The following is an 18,106-nucleotide window of genomic DNA, read 5'->3' on the forward strand; positions in this document are numbered from 1 at the left end:
AACCACCTCAGAACATGGGGCCGCCGCGCCTGCTGCCGGAAGAAGAGCTCGAGCTCTTCTTCTTCGCAGTGTACGTGCTGACGATGTCCTCGCCCTCCTCGAGCCCCGAGAGGATCTCGACGTACTCATCGCTGTAGATGCCCGTCATCACATAGCGGTTCTCCTGTGAGCCGTCCGCGTTGCGCACGACGACGTACGAGCCGTTGGCATCCGTCTTGAGGACTGAGATCGGCACGGCCAGCGCATCCGGCGTGTCGGCCGTGTTGATCTCCACGCGGGCCGTCATGGCCGGCAGCAGCAGATCTTCGGGGTCATCGACATCGAGCGTGACGTAGTAGTAGATGACGCTTGCCGAAGAAGAAGAGGACGAGCTCGAACTCGAGCTGCTCGTATCCCAGGAATTGCTCGTGTCCGTCTGCGAGATCTTCGTGACGCGAGCTGTGAACGTCTTGTCGGTGTACGTGTCGACGGTGAACGTAGCCTGCTGTCCGACTTTGACATTGCCGATATCCGTCTCATCGACCTTCGCCTTGATCTGCTTGCGCGAAAGGTCGGCGATGCGCATGATGACCGTCGGGTTGTCCGACGTCGCGACAGCCATCGTGCCGACTGTCTTGGGCTCGCCGACGACGGTGCCGTCAATCGGCGCGATGATGCTCGTCTCCGATGCGTCCGACTCCGCCTGTGCGAGGGCCGAGACAGCCGTGTCGTAATTCATCTGCGCGTCCTCGAGCTGCTTCTGCGTGTCGGCGCCAATACTGTAGAGATAGCTGATGCGATCGTACTCAGCCTGCGTATTCGTGACTTTATACTGGGCCTGGTCGCGCTTGGCCTCATAATCCTTGGCGTCGAGCGTCGCGACGGTCTGGCCGGCCGTGACCTTGTCGTTCTCCTTGACGAGCACGCTCTTGAGGCGCGCCGTGATCTTGGAGCTGACCTCGACCGAGTCGACCGGCTGGATTGTGCCTGTCGCCGAGACGGTCGACTTCATGTCCATGCGGACGGCCTTCGTCGTCTCAACCGCTGCCGTCTGCTTCGCCGCCTGCTGTCCCTCGTAGTAGTGGTAGCCGCCGAAGGCGCAGCCCGCGAGGACGAGCGCTGCGATGGCGAGCTTGACTTTCCCGTTTATCTTCACTTCGTAATCTCTCCTTCTGCCAGGTCATGGATGACCTCGGCGGACGCATCGCTGGCCGCGGCTGCAGCTGCTTTCCTCTTGTCTGCCTTCTTGGCAAGCCCCTTCGTCTCTTTATCTACCCTGGCCTTGGCGTTCTCCGGCACGACGGGCTCCTGCAGCACGGCGCGCTCCGCCTGCTCAGCCGGCACCGCCGTCGCCGTCATCTTGGCCGCAGCCTCTTTCTCCCCATCCGTCAGGCCGATGCCCATGGCATTCTCGACCGTCGCCTTGTAGCGCGCGTAGTCGTACTCCGCGCTGATGTAGTTGAGGCGTGCCGTCGAGAGGGCTTCCTGTGCGTCGATGATGTCGAGCATCAGGCCCTCGCCGGCGCGGTACTTCTCGCGCGCGATGAAGTAGTCCTCCTCGGCCTGCTTGACGGCATCGCCCGTGGAGTTCAGCCGCTTCTCCGCCTCGCGCATGTTGTAGTAGGCCTGGCGCAGCGAGAGGTCGATGTCCTCCTGATCCTTCGTCAAAGTGAGCTTCGCCTTGTCGCGACTCGCTTCCGCCTGCTGGACCTTGGCGCGCGTCAGCCCGTTGTCCCAGAAGTTCCACGAGAGCGTCGCGCCCGCCGTGATGTCCGAATCAGAGCTCGTCGACGGCTTGAACGTATGCGACCAGCTCGGGCCGGCGCTCAGCGTCACGCTCGGGCCGAAGTCCGCCTTGGCCGCCTTGATGTCGTTCTCCGCCTGCTGGTACTTGTAGAGATCAATGAGGAGGTCCTTGCGATTCCGGTAGGCGTAGTCGATGCAGGCGTCCATGTCGATGTTGAACTGGTCGTAGGAGAAGTCCGACGTCAGGTTCAACGGCTCGCTGCGGTCGACGTTGAGGTAATTGCGCAGTGTGGCGAGGTTGACCTCGTAGCTGTTCTGCGCCTTGATGAGGTTCTGCGCCGCATTGCTGAGCTCGACGGACGAGCGGATGACATCGATGCGCGCCTTGGAGCCCGCCGCGTAGAGCTGGCTGACATTCGTGTAGTGGTCCTGGTACTTGTCGACCGTCTCCTGGCGCACATCGACCGTGCGGCGCGCCTCGAGCGCATCGTAATACGCCTTGATGACGTCGAGCTTGAGATTCTCGCGGCTGCGCTCCGTCGAGAGCTCCGCTGCCTTGAGGCCGAGCTCGCTGCTGTCGATTGCAGCCTCTGCCTTGCCGCTCGTGTAGATCGGGTACGATGCCGTGACGCCGATGCCATTCTCCGATTTCGTGTGGGACGAGCGGTGCAGCGTCGTATCGAGCGATTCATTTCCTGTGATCTTCAGGCCATTGTCGATCTTGGCCTGCTTGAGCGCCGCCTTTGCCACATCCTCATCCTTCTGCGTGATGCGCAGCCCCGTGTTCTGTGCAAGGGCCAGGTCGATGGCATCCTGCAGCGAGAGATCCGCGCAGGATGCCGTCGGCAGCCCGATGAGCATGGCAAAGGCGAGCAATGCGGCTCCCCTGCCGCACGATGTTCTCTTCATGTCTGTCCTCCCGTACTTCCCGATCTTATCTTTTATATCGATATCAAACAAATATAACAAATATATGGTAGAATAGAATTGCTATCATTATCCTATATATCGATTAAATGTCAATTAAGAAAGGAACTTGCCATCATGAACCCGTATCTTGACCAGGCACGCGAACTCCTCAGCCGCTTCTACGGCTACCGCGATTTCCGGCCTGCTCAGGTCCCCGTGATCGAGAGCCTGCTCGCCGGGCACGATGCGCTCGCCATCATGCCGACAGGCGCAGGCAAATCCATCTGCTTCCAGATCCCCGCGCTGATCTTCCCGGGACTCACGCTCGTCATCTCGCCACTGATCTCCCTGATGAAGGACCAGGTCGACGCGCTCGCCGAGCAGGGCATCCCCGCGACCTACATCAACAGCTCGCTCTCCCTCGCCGAATCCGACGCGCGTCTCTCTGCCATCGCCCAGGGACGCTACAAGCTCGTCTACGTCGCACCGGAGCGCCTCAGCACGAGCTACTTCCAGTACATCATCGACAAGCAGACCATCTCGATGGTCGCCGTCGACGAGGCCCACTGCCTCTCGCAGTGGGGTCACGACTTCCGGCCGAGCTACCAGGAGATCGCGCCGTTCATCGAGGCGCTGCCGTGCCGCCCGCTCGTCGCGGCCTTCACGGCGACGGCGACGCCAGAGGTGCGCGCGGACATCGTGCGCCTGCTCGGCCTGCAAGAACCGCGCGTCCACGTCACGGGCTTCGACCGGCCCAACCTCTACTTCGAGGTGCGCCGCGGCGAGAACAAGAAGGCCTTCATCGAGCGCTACCTAAAGGGTCACCCAGGTGACGCCGGCATCATCTACGCCGCGACGCGCAAGGATGTCGATGCGCTCTACAGCCTGCTCTTACGCAAGCACTTCGCCGTGGGCCGCTACCACGCGGGACTCAGTGACGAGGAGCGCGCGCGGGTGCAGGACGACTTCCTCTACGACAACTTGCAGGTCATCGTCGCGACGAACGCCTTCGGCATGGGCATCGACAAGAGCAATGTGCGCTTCGTCATCCACTACAGCATGCCCAAGAACATCGAGGCCTACTACCAGGAAGCGGGGCGCGCCGGGCGCGACGGCGAGCCAGGCGAGTGCATCCTGCTGTTCTCGCCGCAGGACACGCAGACGCAGAAGTACCTCATCGACATCTCGACCGAAGACGAGGCGCGCAAGCGCCACAACCTCGGGCGCCTGCAGAAGATGGTCGACTACTGCCACACGCCTGAGTGCCTGCGCCACTTCATCATCCAGTACTTCGGCGAGGAAGGTGCGCCATCATCGTGCGGAAATTGCAGCAACTGCAAGGCGGACCTGCAGGAGATCGACGTGACGGTCGACGCCCAGAAGGTCTTCTCCTGCGTCTACCGCATGCGCGAACGCTTCGGCCTGACACTCGTCGCCCAGGTCCTCAAAGGCTCGACCGACAAGCGCATCCTCTCGCTCCACCTCGACTCACTCTCCACCTACGGCCTCATGAAAGAGCGCAGTCTCGCTGACATCAAGCTGCTCATCCAGCGCTTCGTCGCGACGGACTACCTCGCCCTGACCGAGAGCAAGTACCCCGTCCTGACGCTGCAGCCTGCCGCCTACCCCGTCCTGCGCGGCCAGGCCAAGGTGATGCAGGCCGTGCCGAAGGAGGTCACGCGGCAGGCCGCGGCACCGGAACTCTTCGACCATCTGCGTGCGCTGCGCAAGGAGATTGCGCTGCGCGACCGCATCCCGCCCTACGTCGTCTTCTCAGACGCGACGCTCAAGGACATGTGCGCCGTCCTGCCGAAGACGCGCGAGGAGATGCTCACCGTCAAGGGCGTCGGCGAGCACAAGATGAAGAAGTACGGCGAATCATTCCTTCGCTGCATCGAAGAGCATCGTTCGAAAGACTGACCGGAAAGCGACAAGAGAAATAAAAAGCGCAATGCCACGATTGGCATTGCGCTTTTTTGATGCGATATATGAGGTGCGATGACATCACTGGAGTTTTTCCTTCAGGACTTCCTTGGCCTTCTCGAGCTGTACGTCCGTCGTCGCGCCCTCGGGCAGCTCCACTTCGACATCCGGCTCGATACCTGTGCCGTCGATGCAGCGGCCGCTCGGCGTGTAGTACTTCGCGATGGTCAGCTTGAGGCCGTCGTCATGAAGCATCGGCACGACGACCTGCACCGAGCCCTTGCCGTACGACTTCGTGCCGACGAGCGTCGCCGCGCCCGTGTCCTGCAGGGCGCCCGCGAGGATTTCCGAAGCGCTCGCGCTGTTGCCGTCAATCAAGACGACGATCGGGTACTTGCTCTCCTCGAGCTTCGACTCATGGACTTCCTTCGAGCCGTCGCGCTCGACAACCGAGACGATGGGTCCCTTCGGCACGACAAGGTTCGCAACCTCGACGCAGCTCGTGACGAGGCCGCCCGGGTTCTCGCGCAGATCGATGATGAGTCCCTTCATGCCCTGTTCAGCAAGCGATTCGTAGGCGGCCTTGAACTCCTTGCCCGTGTTCTCCGAGAACGAAGCGATGCGGATGTAGCCCATGCCGTCCTCGAGCATCGTGCCCTTGGCTGTATCGATCTTGATGGTCGCGCGCTCTATCGTGTAGTCCTTCGTCTCGTCGCCGCGCTTTATCGTCAGGACGACATCCGTGCCGACTTCGCCGCGGATATGCATCGCAACTTCCTCCGGCTGCATCTCCGAGACAGGCGTGCCGTCGACGGCCATGATCTCGTCGCCGGCCTCGAGGCCGGCGTTCTGCCCCGGCGTATCGTCGAGGACGGAGATGATCGTGACCTTGCTGTCCTTGAAGCCCATCGTCACGCCGATGCCGCCGAACTCGCCCTCCGTGTGCTCCTTGAGCTGCTCAAACTTGTCGGCATTCATGTAGATCGAGTGCGGGTCTCCGAGGGACTGCACCATGCCGGAGATGGCGCCGTCCATGAGCTTCGTCTCGTCGACATCCGACACGTAGCGCGTCTCGATGAAGCGTTTGACGCCGAGGAAGCGGACGATGTCCGCGACCTCACTGCTGTGGATGCCGAAGGCGAAGCTGAGGCCGGCAATCGTCAGGAAGGACGAGAGGACGGCCGTCACGATGACGCCGATGATGATTTTTTTCTTGCTCATGTTTACATCCTCTTAGAGATAGGAATACGGGCTGACGGGCTCGCCGTTCTGCCGCACTTCGAAATGACAGTGCGGCCCCGTGGAGTTGCCCGTCGAACCGCAGTAGGAAATGACCTGGCCCTGGCTCACGCTCTGCCCGGCACTGACCGCTAGGGACTGATTGTGCCCGTAGAGCGTCGTGATGCCGCCGCCGTGATTGATGATGACAGTGTTGCCATAGCCGGAAACCCAGCCCGCGTACTCAACCGTGCCACTCTGCGCCGCATGGATGGGCACGCCGTAATCGGCCCCGATGTCGACGCCGCTGTGGAACTTCTGCGTGCCCGTGATCGGGTGGACGCGCCAGCCGAATTCACTCGTCACGCTGCCGGACACCGGCCAGATCATCGCGCCGCTGCCCGAGGGTGCCGCACTGCCCATGCCGCGCTCCCGTATCATCTCGCCGACCTGCCGCGAGGCGCGCATGAGCTCCTCGTACTGCTGGTCGATGAGATCCTTATCGGTGCGCAGCCGCTCGATGAGCGCCTCGCGCCGCTTGACTTTCTCCTCCATGTCGGCGCGCGCGCGATGCGCCCGCTCCTCCTGCTCGGCCTGCGTCATCCGCTCCTTTGAGAGTTCGGCCTGCCGGAGCTCGATGCTGTCTTTCACCTCCTGCACGCCGTGCACGAGCGCGTAGTCCTGGCGGATGATGCGCTTCAGGAGGTCCATGCGCGTGAGGAAGTCCTGGAAGTCATGCGCGCCGAACAGCACGTCGAGATACGAGACCTGCCCGTTGATGTAGATGTCGCGCACGCGCCGACCTAGCTGCACCTGCTTCGCCTCGTAGTCCTGCTGCAGTGAGGCGAGCTCCGCCTCATTCTGCTTGAGGCGCGCGTCCGTCTCGTCGAGCTCCGCTTTGCGCGCCTCGTGCTCCTTGATGGCGGCATCGGCTGCCTCGTCGAGCACGCGCTTCTCGTCCGAGATGCTGTCGATCTTGCTCTGCAGCTCGTTGCTCTGCTTCAGCTTGGCCGCCGCCTGGCTCTCATAGCCGCCCTTGTCATCGGAAAGGGCCGCCGCCAGACTGACCGGCTCGAGCAGCAGAGAGAATGCGAGCATCAGGGATGCGGCTCTGCTGTATCGTTCCTTCATGCCATACACTCCTTCCTCATACCCGCAGGAAGCGTTTGAGCGAGATGACGGAGCCGATCGCGCCGATGACAATGCCCGCCAAGAGAATGGCCAGCGTCACATAGTTCATGAACGGGTACTGCGGCATCAGCGGGAAGAAGGCCAGTGTGCTGTAGATCTTGGCCGCCATCGCCGCGTAGAAGCTGCGCAGGGCGACGGCCGCGATACAGCCGCCGATGCAGCCGAGAACGACGCCCTCCAAGAGGAACGGCCAGCGGATGAACCAGTCCGTCGCGCCGACGTACTTCATGATGGCGATCTCCCTGCGCCGTGCAAAGACGGTCAGGCGGATCGTATTCGAGATGATGAAGAGCGTCGCGCCGCCCAGGAGTCCCATGAGGACGAAACCGAAGATACGCATGAGCCGCGTGATGTCGAAGAGGTGCTCGACGACATCCTGGCCGTACTTCGCTTCCTCCACGCCCTGCAGCGAGTCGATGGCCTCCGCCGCCGACTCGACGACAGATGGCGTCGTGACCGTCACCTCAAAGGCGTCGGGCAGCGGGTTGTCCTCTGAAAGCGCGTCGAGCAGGTACTTCTGGTCGCCGAGACGCTCCGCCAGGCGCGCCTTGGCCTCTTCGCGGTCGACATAAGTCACTGTGTCGATGCCCTGCAGCGACTCGATGTCGTAGCCGATTTGGCGCTTCTCGCGGTCCGTCAGATGGTCCTCGAGGTAGACGCTGATCTGCACCTGCGACTCGAGCATGCCGGCCAGGCGATTCATGTTGAGCACGAGGATCAGGAAGACACCGAGGACGAAGAGCGAGACGGCGACCGTGCCGATGGAGGCAAACGTCATCCAGTTGTTGCGCCGCAGCGAGTGGAATACCTCCTGGATGAAGTACTCTCCCGTCTTAAGCCTCATAGCCGTAGCCTCCTTTCGCCTCATCGCGCACGATGTGGCCGTCCTCGATGGCGATGACGCGGCGCTGCATCGTGTCGACGATGGTCTTGTCGTGCGTGGCCATCACGATGGTCGTCCCGGCGAGATTGATGCGGTTGAAGATGTCCATGATGTCCCAGCTCGTCTCCGGGTCGAGATTTCCCGTCGGCTCGTCGGCGATGACAATGGCCGGATCGTTGACGATGGCGCGGGCGATCGCGACGCGCTGCTGCTCGCCGCCTGAGAGCTGCGAGGGGAAGCAGCGGAACTTGTCGCGCAGGCCGACGACATCGAGCACGGCATTGACATTGCGCTGCATGAGGCGACGCGGCGCCTCGATGACCTGCATCGCAAAGGCGACGTTCTCGAAGACTGTCTTGTCGGGCAGCAGCCGGTAGTCCTGGAAGATGACGCCGAGGCCGCGGCGCAGGTACGGCACCTCGCTGCGCTTCATGTGGACGACGTCGCGCCCATTGACGAAGAGGCTGCCACTCGTCGGCAGCTCCTCGCGAAACAGCATCTTGATGAACGTCGACTTGCCGGCGCCGCTGGCACCGACGATGAATACGAAATCCCCCGCCTCGATATCGACGTTCACATGGTCGAGAGCCACCGCTCCATTTTCGTAGATTTTCGAGACGTCGCGCATATGGATCATGAGCTTCTCCTTCTTGTCGTGTATATCGTGGTGTGAAAAAGAGGACTCAGCGAGGAGTCCCCTTCTCTCAATGTCCTATGAGCTGCAGAGCGAGCTCTGCATTGCGTGCCGCCAGATCGCGGAGTTTGCCCAGAAGCTCTGCATTGCGCTTGCGGAACACCGCCTTGTCGTTCCACTTGCGGCGGATCTCGGCCATGAGCTCGTCAGCCGTGACGGTGTCGAGGCTGCCGACCGGCTTCTCCCCGATTGAGGAGAGGAAGCGGTCAATCTTCGGGTCATATGAGACGCCGATCATCGGCACGCCCATGACGCCGGCGAATATCAATGCGTGCAGGCGGATGGCCAGCATGAGGTCCATGTTGCCGACGAGCGAGAGGAACTCGCTCGTCGTGTACTCATCCTTGAGCACTGTGCAGGGCTCATGTGTGCGCTCCGCGATGGATTCCGCCGCATGAACATCCTCGGGGAACTGCATGGGAAGGAAGACGACGCGGGCCGAGAGCTCGCGCACGATGCGGTCCGCGACCTCCGCCATGACATCCTTGAAGCGCGTCTCGTGCTGCCAGTTGCGCACGGAGATGCCGACGACAGGTTCCGCGCCATCGGCGTGGTAGCGCCGGAAGATGGCGCGTCCTGCCTCCTTGTCGACCGGATGGATGGCAAGGACCGGGTCCGCCGTGCACTCGATCTTCGGCTTCGTGATGCCGAGCCGCGCGAGCTCTGCAAGAGAGCCCTGGTCGCGCACCGTGATGAGATCGACGCGGTTGCCGATCACGCGCATCGCAAACTCCGCGAGGCCGCCGATGATCGGGCCGATGCCCTGTGCGTAGAGCATGACCTTCTTGCGCATGATGACGGCCAGGAAGATGATGGCGAGATAGTAGTATAGGCTCCGGCGGCTCGTGACATTCTGCAGCAGGCTGCCGCCGCCGCTGATGAGCAGGTCGGCGCGCCAGAGCGCTTTGACGATAGAAGGAAGGCTGAGCCATGAGACGGATTCGACGCCATGGCGCGCACTCGTATCAGCAGGGCTTGCCGAGATCACCGTGATATGAAGTTTTGGGTCGAGATCACCGAGGACCTCCAGCATCGCGGCCAGCATCGCTTCATCGCCAGCATTCTTGGAGCCGTAGTAGCCCGATACGACAATCCTTCTCTCCATCAGTCTGCCTTACTCTCCTTTTTACCGGCCCTGGCCATGATAGCCTGCCAGAGCTCCACCAAAATCATCGCGACAGCGCCGATGCCGGCGCCGAGGACAATGCCCCCGATGCCGCGCATGAACGACATGTAGACCGGCGTGCGCATGTGCGCGAACGTCTCGACCATCGAGCCCTGCCCGATGGTCGCCACGAGTACGAGTGCGAAGAACACCATCGTCGGCCATTTGCGCAGCGCCGCCATCGCGGCGAGCATGAAGGCCGGATGGCCGATCATGAGCTCCTTCGTGCGCGGGCGCGCGTAGAAGGCCTGCTCAAGGAAAGCGCGGAAGCGCAGCTCCGTCTGCGAGACAGGCATGCCCGACGTATGGCCGCTGCGCGCGACGAAGACGACGCCGGCCACGAGCACGACGAGCATGACGAGCAACGTCTTGACCTTGACCGGCATGTCGAGGATGCGTCTGAGCTGCTCGACGACACCCTCCGTGTCATCCATGCGCCCATCGAAGATGTCGAAGCGCTGCAGGAAGGCAATGCCGACGAGGATGAGCGGCAGGACAAACGTCAGCTTGATGCCGCGGAAGATGTTGAATTCCAGGAAGTACTGGGTATCGGCGAGCGATGCCGAGAGGTACGCCGCGCCGATGTACGAGAGCGCACCCGTCACAAAGAGCGCGATGACCGCCGTCACGATGAGGCGCGGCAGCACGATGCGCTCCTTCTCTTTGTAGGCGCGCACGCGGTCGAGCTGGAAGATGACCGCGATGGCCGGGAAGACATTCGCGCTGGCGAGCGCCGCGACGACGCGGATCTTCGAGCCGTTGCCCATGAGGACCGGCACAGCCGCGAGGAGACCGAAGACGACGAAGAGGATGTACTGATAGCGCGTGCGCGCGTTGAGGCGCGGGATCACGAGCGAGAGATAGAGCACGACGGCTGCCGCGACGCCGAGCATGACGAGCGCGCGCAGGACCTTCGAGGCATCGTAGACCGCAAAGGTGCCGGCCTTGCCGATCGTATAGCCATGTGCCACGAGCTTGTCATGCGTCTCCTGGAAGTACTTCATGTTCGTTTCCATGAGGCTCATGTTCGGCGACGGCTTGTCGTAGATGCGCAACAGGTCGATGCGGATGTTGCGCTCCTCGTCCGTATTGGACCAGCGCTCGACAGCCGTGTCGATCTTGAGCTTCGGCTGCTCATCCTTCGGGATGGAGTAGAGGCGGGCGACGTGGTCGTAGCCGAGCCCCTTCGCGAGCTCCTCCATGCCATCCTGCTTGTAGAACTGCAGCTGGGTGACGGCCTCGATGAGGCCGAGGTTGATGCCGCGCGCCTTCATCTCGTCGATCGTCGTCTGCAGGGCCTTCGGCGCACCGAGCGTCTGCTGGCCGGAGAAGACGATCTCCGACACATCGAAGCCATCGAGGCGCGCGAAGACAGCCTTGACGTCGTCCGGTGTGCAGTCCTCGTAGTTGCTCGGGCGCGCGAGGACGTGGAAGCCCGCATCGTTGACGGCCTTCATCTCGTCAGTCGGCATGCCGAGGTTCATCTTGAGGAAGGAATCGTAGTGCGCCTTTACGGCGAGGACTTCCTCCCCGCCGACCTGCAGGGCCGTCACGCGGTCGCTGCCGAGGCGGCGCAAGAGATCTTCCTTGACTTCTCGATAGGTCTGTGGATCGTGACCGACGACGTAGACTTCCTTGCCGTCAATCTTGCCAGAGGCCACGAGCTGGCGCCAGGCAGGGTCCTCGAGCGTCCCAGCATGGTAACTCTCGAGGATCTTGCTGCCGTCGATTGCCGCAGCCTTGCCGTTGTCGTTGAGCTTCTTGAAGGTTGTCTCGTAGACAGCCAGCGAAGTGATGCCCGCCTCTTTCGCCTTCTCGAGCACGACGCGCTCCGGCAGTCCCTCGCGCTGCGCAAGCTCCTGCAGTCCCTCGTAATCGATGGCGAGGTCGACCTGGCGGTTCGCGCGCTCCACAGCATGGCGCTGGAAGCCGATGGCCAGTGCCGCCAGGAGGCCGATCACGATGACCAGCACGAGCCAGCGATTGTACTTGAATCCCTTCATCTAATCCACCTTATCTCAAAAACCATTATTCTTCACCAGCACGGACGATGACACTGCCCTCCTGCTGGTCCACCGAGACGACGCGCATCTTGAGCGGCAGCTGCTCCGGCTTCACGAGCGCGATGCGCCCGAGACTATCACCGAGGCGCGCCGTGCCGAAAGGCGAGTTCTGTATGTCGAACTGGTCCGTGTCGAAGTACAGCGTCCCGTCATCCGCCACGATGTGGCCGACGAGCGAGAGCTGCGCCTTGTGCCCCAAGAGGTTCGTATCAGCCGTCACGAGGACGTTGTCATCCGTGATGTGCACCTCGACATTGTCCGCTTTGTTGATCTTGCGGGCCAGCGCTTCGCGCAGGCCGTTCTCGTCAAACATGGCCGTCAGGTCGAGTGCCTCGGCCTGCTCGAGCGCGAGCCGTCCCGCCGTGAAGGAGCTCATGTCGAGCACGGCCTTGCGGCCGGAAAGCGCCATCTCGTGGACGCGCAGCTGGCCGACCTGGCCATCCTTGACCGTGACCGAGAGGCTGTCCGTCCGCCCGAGCAGCAGCATGAGCCGCGGCGAGGCGGAGAGCTCCACATCGACATGCGGCGTCGAGAACTTCTGGGAGAGCCTGCTCTCTAGGGCGCTCTCGACGACCGTCGGCAGCAAGAGCTCTCCGAGCACGATTAATATTATGAAGAACAAGCCCGTAATAGTCAAGGCTTTTCGCAATTTCATCACCTGCCAATGGAACAAGGAGTCAGAAGCACTGCTCCTGACTCCTCTGCAAACAAGACTCAGATTTCATGATTCGCTTTCGCTGCGAGGAAGGCGCGGATGAACATATCGATATCGCCATCCATGACGGCCTGGACATTGCCCGTCTCGACGTTCGTGCGGTGGTCCTTGACCATCGTGTACGGCTGGAAGACGTAGGAGCGAATCTGGCTGCCCCACTCGATCTTCTGCTGGTCGCCCTCGAGCTTCGCGAGCTCAGCTTCCTTCTTCTCCATCTCGAGCTCAAAGAGCTTCGCGCGCAGCATCTTGAGGCACTGCTCGCGGTTCTGGAGCTGGGAGCGCTCATTCTGGCACTGCACGACGATGCCCGTCGGCTCGTGCGTCATGCGGACGGCCGACGACGTTTTGTTGATGTGCTGGCCGCCAGCGCCCGACGCGCGGTACGTGTCGACGCGGACATCCGACATGTTGATGTTGACCTCGACATTGTCATCGATCTCCGGCATGATGTCGCAGGCCGCGAACGACGTGTGGCGGCGCGCCTGCGCGTCAAACGGAGAGATGCGCACGAGGCGATGGATGCCCTTCTCCGACTTGAGGAAGCCGTAGGCATTATGGCCCTTGATGAAGAGCGTTGCGCTCTTGACGCCGGCCTCATCGCCCGGCAGCAGGTCAGCCGTCTCGACCGTGAAGCCGTGGCGCTCCGCCCAGCGGCCGTACATGCGCAGGAGCATCTGCGTCCAGTCCTGTGCTTCCGTTCCGCCCGCACCAGCGTGCAGCGTCAGAATGGCATTGTTGGCATCGTACGGGCCGGAGAGCAGGACCTCAAGCTGCAGAGCCTCGAGGCCTTCAGCAACAGATGCGAGCTCCGCCTTGACGTCATCTTCCATGCTCTCATCCTGCTCTTCCATGCCCATCTCCCAGAGTGTCTGGGCATCCTCGAACTTGCTGACGAGGTTCTTGTACTTGTCGACGCTGATCTTGACGTCATTGAGTTCCTGGTTGATCTTCTGGGCCTTCTCTGCATCGTCCCAGAACGTCGGTTCACCCATCTTGTATTCGAGCTCGGCAATCTTCTCTTCCTTCGCCGGGACCTCGAGCGATTCGCCCATCTGGTCCAGCTTCGTCTTGAGTTCGCCAAGCTGCGGTTTGATATCTTCGAGCATAATATCCTTTCCTCTTCGTGATCTATATCCATCGCGATGCGCTGCATTCGCTGCATTGCATCATTCCCCTATCATTTATCGTCATTCATCTTTGCCGCAGCAGTTCTTGTACTTCTTGCCGCTGCCGCACGGGCACGGGTCGTTGCGTCCGACCTTCTTGCCGTCCTTCGTCACAGGCTTCTTCTTGACTTCAGCCGCGCTGACCTCATCACCATGCGAAGCCTGTGCGTTCTGCAGGTGATCCTGCAGCTGCGACTTCTGCTTCTTGATGATCGCTTCCATCTTGGCCTTGTCCTGCTCCGAAGCGGGAGCTTCCTGTGCAGCAGGCTGCTGTGCTGCGGCCTGCTTTGCGGTGGCTTCCTGCTGCTGCTCCGGCGTGATGATGCTCACATGGTACATCAGCGAAGCGATCTGGTCCTGGATGTCGGCTTCCATCTCCTCGAACATGTCGAGCGCCTCGATCTTGTACTCGACGAGCGGGTTGCGCTGACCGTAAGCGCGTAGGTTGATGCCGTCGCGCAGCATATCCATGTGGTCGAGGTGCTCCATCCACTTCTTGTCGACGACGCGCAGCATGACGACCTTCTCGAGCTCGCGCATGTTCTCCTCGCCAAAGAGCAGCTCGCGGTTGTGGTAGCCCTCCTCGGCGAGCTTCTCGAGGCATTCCTGGAGCTCGTCGCGGCTCATCGCCGCAAGCTCTTCCTTCTTGAGGCGGCCCTGCGGCGCGTAGATCTTCTCCGCGTCCTCGATGAGCCCATCGAGCTGCCACTCCTCCGGGTAGAGCTGCGCGTTCGCGTACTGGTCCATCTCCGCGCGGATGATGTGCTTGACCATGCCCATGATGTTCTCGCGCAGGTTCTCGCCGAAGAGGATCTTGCGGCGCTCGCCGTACATGACCTCGCGCTGCTGGTTCATGACGTCATCGTACTCGAGGACGTGCTTGCGGATGTCGAAGTTGCGCGCCTCGACCTTCTTCTGCGCGTGCTCGATAGAGTTCGTGATGAGCTTGTGCTCGATCGGTTCGTCCTCGTCCATGCCGAGCTTGTCCATGATGCCCGAGATGCGGTCCGAGGCGAAGAGCCGCAGCAGGTCATCCTCGAGCGACAGGTAGAAGCGCGAAGCGCCCGGGTCGCCCTGACGGCCGGCGCGGCCGCGCAGCTGGTTGTCGATGCGGCGTGACTCATGGCGCTCTGTGCCGATGATGAAGAGGCCGCCGAGTTCCGGCACGCCCTCGCCGAGCTTGATATCCGTACCGCGGCCTGCCATGTTCGTCGCAATCGTCACGGCGCCCTTCTGGCCGGCGCCTGCAATGATCTCGGCTTCCTTCTCGTGGAATTTCGCGTTGAGCACGTTGTGCGGGATGCCGTTCTTCTTGAGGATGGCGCTGAGCTCTTCCGACTGCGTGATCGACGTCGTGCCGATGAGTACCGGCTGCCCCTTCGCGTGCAGCGAGGTGACGGCGCGTCCTACAGCTTTGTACTTCGCGCGCTTCGTCTTGAAGATGAGGTCCGGGTAGTCCTTGCGGATGACCGGCTTGTTCGTCGGCACGACGATGACCGGCAGATTGTAGATCTTGAGGAACTCGTCTTCCTCCGTCTTGGCCGTGCCCGTCATGCCGCCGAGCTTGTCGTACATGCGGAAGTAGTTCTGGAATGTGATCGTCGCGAGCGTCTGGCTCTCGCGCTGGATCTTCACACCTTCCTTCGCCTCAATGGCCTGGTGCAGGCCGTCCGAGTAGCGGCGGCCCTCCATGAGGCGGCCCGTGAATTCATCGACGATGATGATCTCGCCGTTGCGCACGACGTAGTCGCGGTCGCGCTTCATCAGGGCCTTGGCGCGCAGCGCTGCCGTGAAGCAATGCGAGAGCTCGATGTTCTCCGGCGCGTAGAGGTTGTTGATGCCGAGGATCTTCTCGACCTTCGGGATCGTGTTGTCGGCCGGCGCGACCGTCTTCTGCTTCTCGTCGACCGTGTAGTCGATGCCTTCCTTGAGGCCGGCGACAGCCTTGGCCATGACGGCATACATGTCCGTCGACTTGGCGCCAGGGCCCGAGATAATGAGAGGCGTGCGCGCCTCGTCGATGAGGATCGAGTCGACCTCATCGACGATGGCGTAGTGGAGCTTGCGCTGGACCATCTGCTCCGGGTAGATGACCATGTTGTCGCGCAGGTAGTCGAAGCCGAACTCGTTGTTCGTGCCGAAGGTGACATCGCGGCTATACGCGAACTTGCGCTCCGGGAAGTCCATGTCGTGCACGACGAGGCCGACCGTCAGTCCGAGGTAGCGGTAGAGGCGGCCCATGTCCTCACTGTCGCGGCGGGCCAGGTAGTCGTTGACCGTGACCATGTGGACACCCTCGCCCGTCAGGGCGTTGAGGTAGACCGGCAGCGTCGCGACGAGCGTCTTGCCTTCGCCCGTGCGCATCTCAGCGATCTTGCCCTCGTGCAGGCACATGCCGCCGATGAGCTGAACGTCGAAGTGGCGCATGCCGAGCACGCGGCGCGAACCCTCGCGGACGACAGCAAAAGCTTCGGGCAGGATATCGTCAAGCGTCTCACCATTCGCGAGGCGCTCACGGAACTTGTTGGTGTATCCCGTCAGCTTGTCATCCGTGAGAGCCTGCATCTGCGGCTCCAGTGCATTGATCTTCTCGACCACCTTGCGATAGCGGGCAATCTCTTTATCGTTATTGTCACCTAAGAATCTCTTGATGAATCCCAGCAACCAAATCACTCCTTACTGCGTATAGGAACGCCTCTTGCGCGCCCAGTCCCCGATAGTTAACCTACCTTACAATATTATCAGACTGACCTTTAGAAGTCAATTTCCCCTTTGCGCCGCCGCGCCTTTGAGATGACGGAAGTTGACTGGCTCGATCTCTTCTTCCCGCAAGGCCGCCATGACGCGCGGCGAGGTGATGGCGCGCAGCTCTTCTTCAAAGTCATGCTGCCATCCGCTGTCTTCCTGCAGCACTTCATTGCAGGTGCCCGGATGCATCATGACCTCCGTCGTGCCCTGCGGCAGATGCGCGATGAGCTTGAGTAGCTCCGCCTCACTGACGGCCTCGCCCGCCACGATGCCCGCAAAGTGCTCCGTCACCGCGAGCCCCCGGCGATGCGCCTTAACGGCGGCGAGCTGTGCCAGCGTGCTGAGCCCGAGCCGTCCGACAAGCTGCCCGAGGCCGCCGAACGCACCGGCAAAGAGCGGCGTGCGCGGCGCGCGCACCGCCCCGATGCGCGCGCTTACCGCGAGGTCCAGCACGATGTCGATGATGCCGGGCAGCGTGTGCATATGCTGATGGCTGTCCACATGCGAGATGGGCACGCCCGTCGCCTCGACCTTCCGAAGCTGTGCAGCGAGTTCCCGGCGCACCTCTTCGAGGTTGACGCCGCCCTTCAGGTAGCGCCTCAAAAGCGCTGTGTGGTCGGGCAGGAAGCGGCCATCCTCTGCCACGAGCGAAGGGATCTCTGACGGCGGCAGGATGGGATTGCCGTCTACGAGCGTGAAGTGCACACCGAGCCCGAGCGCTTCGTGGCGGCGCGCGATGTCGATGGCCCCCGCAAAGGCGGCGCCGCCCGGCATGACGGTCGCCGAGCGCAGGCAGCCATGCACAAGCCCCTGCTCCACCGCCCGGTTGATCTCCGCATGGCGGCCAAAGTCGTCGGCATTGATGATGATGTATCGCAAGACAGGCACCTCTTTCTTGTACATTCGTCCTTATCTCTCTGTGAATGGCATGGAAAAAGGAGCCTGTGAACAGGCTCCTCTCGTTTCAGTCTCGCTGCATGCAATCAGTTATTCGACTCAATGAGGCCGTAATTGCCATCATTGCGGCGGTAGACAACATTGACAGCCTCTGTCTCCGAATCGCGGAAAACGAAGAAATTGTGGTTCAGGAGGTTCATCTCCATGATGGCTTCCTGGACATCCATCGGCTTGACGATGAAGTGTTTCGTCTTAACGACCTTATAGGTATCGCTCTCATCGTGTACATCCGGCAGCGGGCTCGACTTGAGCTCCTCCGTCTTAAACTGACCGGAACGCAGGCGGCGCGAGAGTTTCGTCTTCTGTTTATGGATCTGACGCTCGAGTTTCTCGACGACAAGGTCGATGGACGTGTACATATCCATCGTCGACTCCTCGCCGCGCAGCAGGATGCCACCGGGGATCGGGACAGTGACTTCTACGATGTGACGCCCCTTCGAAACGGTCAGCAGAACCTTGATGTCGCCGACGGACTCAAAGTATTTCGTGACTTTGCCAACGCGTTTCTCCACGTACTCACGCAGGGAAGGAGTGATCTCGATGTTCTTGCCTCTTACAGTGAATGTTGCCATACGACACATCCCCTTTCTTATTTCTATGCCGACGAACGGCACAAGTGATCGAGTAAAGCAGAGCGCTGGATGTTACACTTTCTTCAGATAATCCATTCATCCTGACGTCTTCTGTTTATATTGATAGTATTCGCCAAAGCCGCAGGAAACCCTTCTTCCAAATCAGGAAAATCGAAT

The 18,106-nt window shown here is 61.3% G+C and carries 14 protein-coding genes; 1 reads left to right on the forward strand and 13 read right to left on the reverse strand.

The genetic code is table 11. The annotated features are described in order from the left end of the window. Positions 1–7: 7 nt before the first annotated feature. Together QDI87_RS05715 and QDI87_RS05720 are read right to left on the reverse strand one after the other, a co-directional pair. Positions 8–1,129 carry an efflux RND transporter periplasmic adaptor subunit gene (locus tag QDI87_RS05715; protein ID WP_423791164.1) on the reverse strand — a complete coding sequence of 374 codons (1,122 nt, stop codon included), beginning with the start codon at positions 1,127–1,129 and terminating at the stop codon, positions 8–10. A gap of 2 nt (positions 1,130–1,131) precedes the next feature. Further along, positions 1,132–2,634: a TolC family protein gene (locus tag QDI87_RS05720; protein WP_036374034.1), complete on the reverse strand. Its 1,503-nt coding sequence runs from the start codon at positions 2,632–2,634 to the stop codon at positions 1,132–1,134. Positions 2,635–2,769: 135 nt separating this feature from the next. Here QDI87_RS05720 and recQ point away from each other — a divergent pair, with 135 nt between their 5' ends. Next, the gene (gene recQ, locus QDI87_RS05725) at positions 2,770–4,554 is read left to right on the forward strand and encodes a DNA helicase RecQ (RefSeq protein WP_036374038.1); all 1,785 of its coding nucleotides are present in this window, start codon (positions 2,770–2,772) and stop codon (positions 4,552–4,554) included. A gap of 84 nt (positions 4,555–4,638) precedes the next feature. Here the strand turns inward: recQ and QDI87_RS05730 are convergent, their stop codons facing one another. The 11 genes from QDI87_RS05730 to hpf form a co-directional block, all read right to left on the reverse strand. Further along, positions 4,639–5,778: a S41 family peptidase gene (locus tag QDI87_RS05730; RefSeq protein WP_036374041.1), complete on the reverse strand. Its 1,140-nt coding sequence runs from the start codon at positions 5,776–5,778 to the stop codon at positions 4,639–4,641. A gap of 12 nt (positions 5,779–5,790) precedes the next feature. After that, the gene (locus tag QDI87_RS05735) at positions 5,791–6,906 is read right to left on the reverse strand and encodes a murein hydrolase activator EnvC family protein (RefSeq protein ID WP_036374043.1); all 1,116 of its coding nucleotides are present in this window, start codon (positions 6,904–6,906) and stop codon (positions 5,791–5,793) included. Positions 6,907–6,922: 16 nt separating this feature from the next. Then, positions 6,923–7,810, reverse strand: coding sequence for a permease-like cell division protein FtsX (gene ftsX / locus QDI87_RS05740; RefSeq protein WP_036374045.1), 888 nt, complete (start codon positions 7,808–7,810; stop codon positions 6,923–6,925). Next, positions 7,800–8,486, reverse strand: a complete 687-nt coding sequence (ftsE, locus tag QDI87_RS05745) for a cell division ATP-binding protein FtsE (RefSeq protein ID WP_036374047.1) — start codon at positions 8,484–8,486, stop codon at positions 7,800–7,802. Before ftsE ends, ftsX begins: the two co-directional genes overlap by 11 nt. Positions 8,487–8,553: 67 nt before the next feature. Beyond that, the gene (gene csaB, locus QDI87_RS05750) at positions 8,554–9,648 is read right to left on the reverse strand and encodes a polysaccharide pyruvyl transferase CsaB (protein ID WP_036374050.1); all 1,095 of its coding nucleotides are present in this window, start codon (positions 9,646–9,648) and stop codon (positions 8,554–8,556) included. Beyond that, positions 9,648–11,711 carry a DUF5693 family protein gene (locus QDI87_RS05755; protein WP_036374053.1) on the reverse strand — a complete coding sequence of 688 codons (2,064 nt, stop codon included), beginning with the start codon at positions 11,709–11,711 and terminating at the stop codon, positions 9,648–9,650. The genes csaB and QDI87_RS05755 overlap by 1 nt, the downstream gene beginning before the upstream one ends. A 25-nt stretch (positions 11,712–11,736) precedes the next feature. Next, positions 11,737–12,420 (reverse strand): LmeA family phospholipid-binding protein, encoded by a 684-nt coding sequence (locus QDI87_RS05760; protein WP_172674649.1) that lies wholly within the window; start codon positions 12,418–12,420, stop codon positions 11,737–11,739. A gap of 65 nt (positions 12,421–12,485) precedes the next feature. Then, positions 12,486–13,592: a peptide chain release factor 2 gene (gene prfB / locus QDI87_RS05765; protein WP_036374059.1), complete on the reverse strand. Its 1,107-nt coding sequence runs from the start codon at positions 13,590–13,592 to the stop codon at positions 12,486–12,488. A gap of 81 nt (positions 13,593–13,673) precedes the next feature. Further along, the gene (secA, locus tag QDI87_RS05770; protein ID WP_211248162.1) at positions 13,674–16,316 is read right to left on the reverse strand and encodes a preprotein translocase subunit SecA; all 2,643 of its coding nucleotides are present in this window, start codon (positions 16,314–16,316) and stop codon (positions 13,674–13,676) included. Positions 16,317–16,412: 96 nt separating this feature from the next. Then, the gene (locus QDI87_RS05775; protein ID WP_036374479.1) at positions 16,413–17,279 is read right to left on the reverse strand and encodes a ChbG/HpnK family deacetylase; all 867 of its coding nucleotides are present in this window, start codon (positions 17,277–17,279) and stop codon (positions 16,413–16,415) included. A gap of 104 nt (positions 17,280–17,383) precedes the next feature. Further along, entirely contained in the window at positions 17,384–17,929 is a 546-nt protein-coding gene (hpf, locus tag QDI87_RS05780; protein ID WP_036374065.1) for a ribosome hibernation-promoting factor, HPF/YfiA family, read from the reverse strand. Positions 17,930–18,106: the final 177 nt, after the last annotated feature.

Origin of the sequence: Mitsuokella jalaludinii, assembly GCF_928722185.1 — a bacterium.
Taxonomy (GTDB): domain Bacteria; phylum Bacillota; class Negativicutes; order Selenomonadales; family Selenomonadaceae; genus Mitsuokella; species Mitsuokella jalaludinii.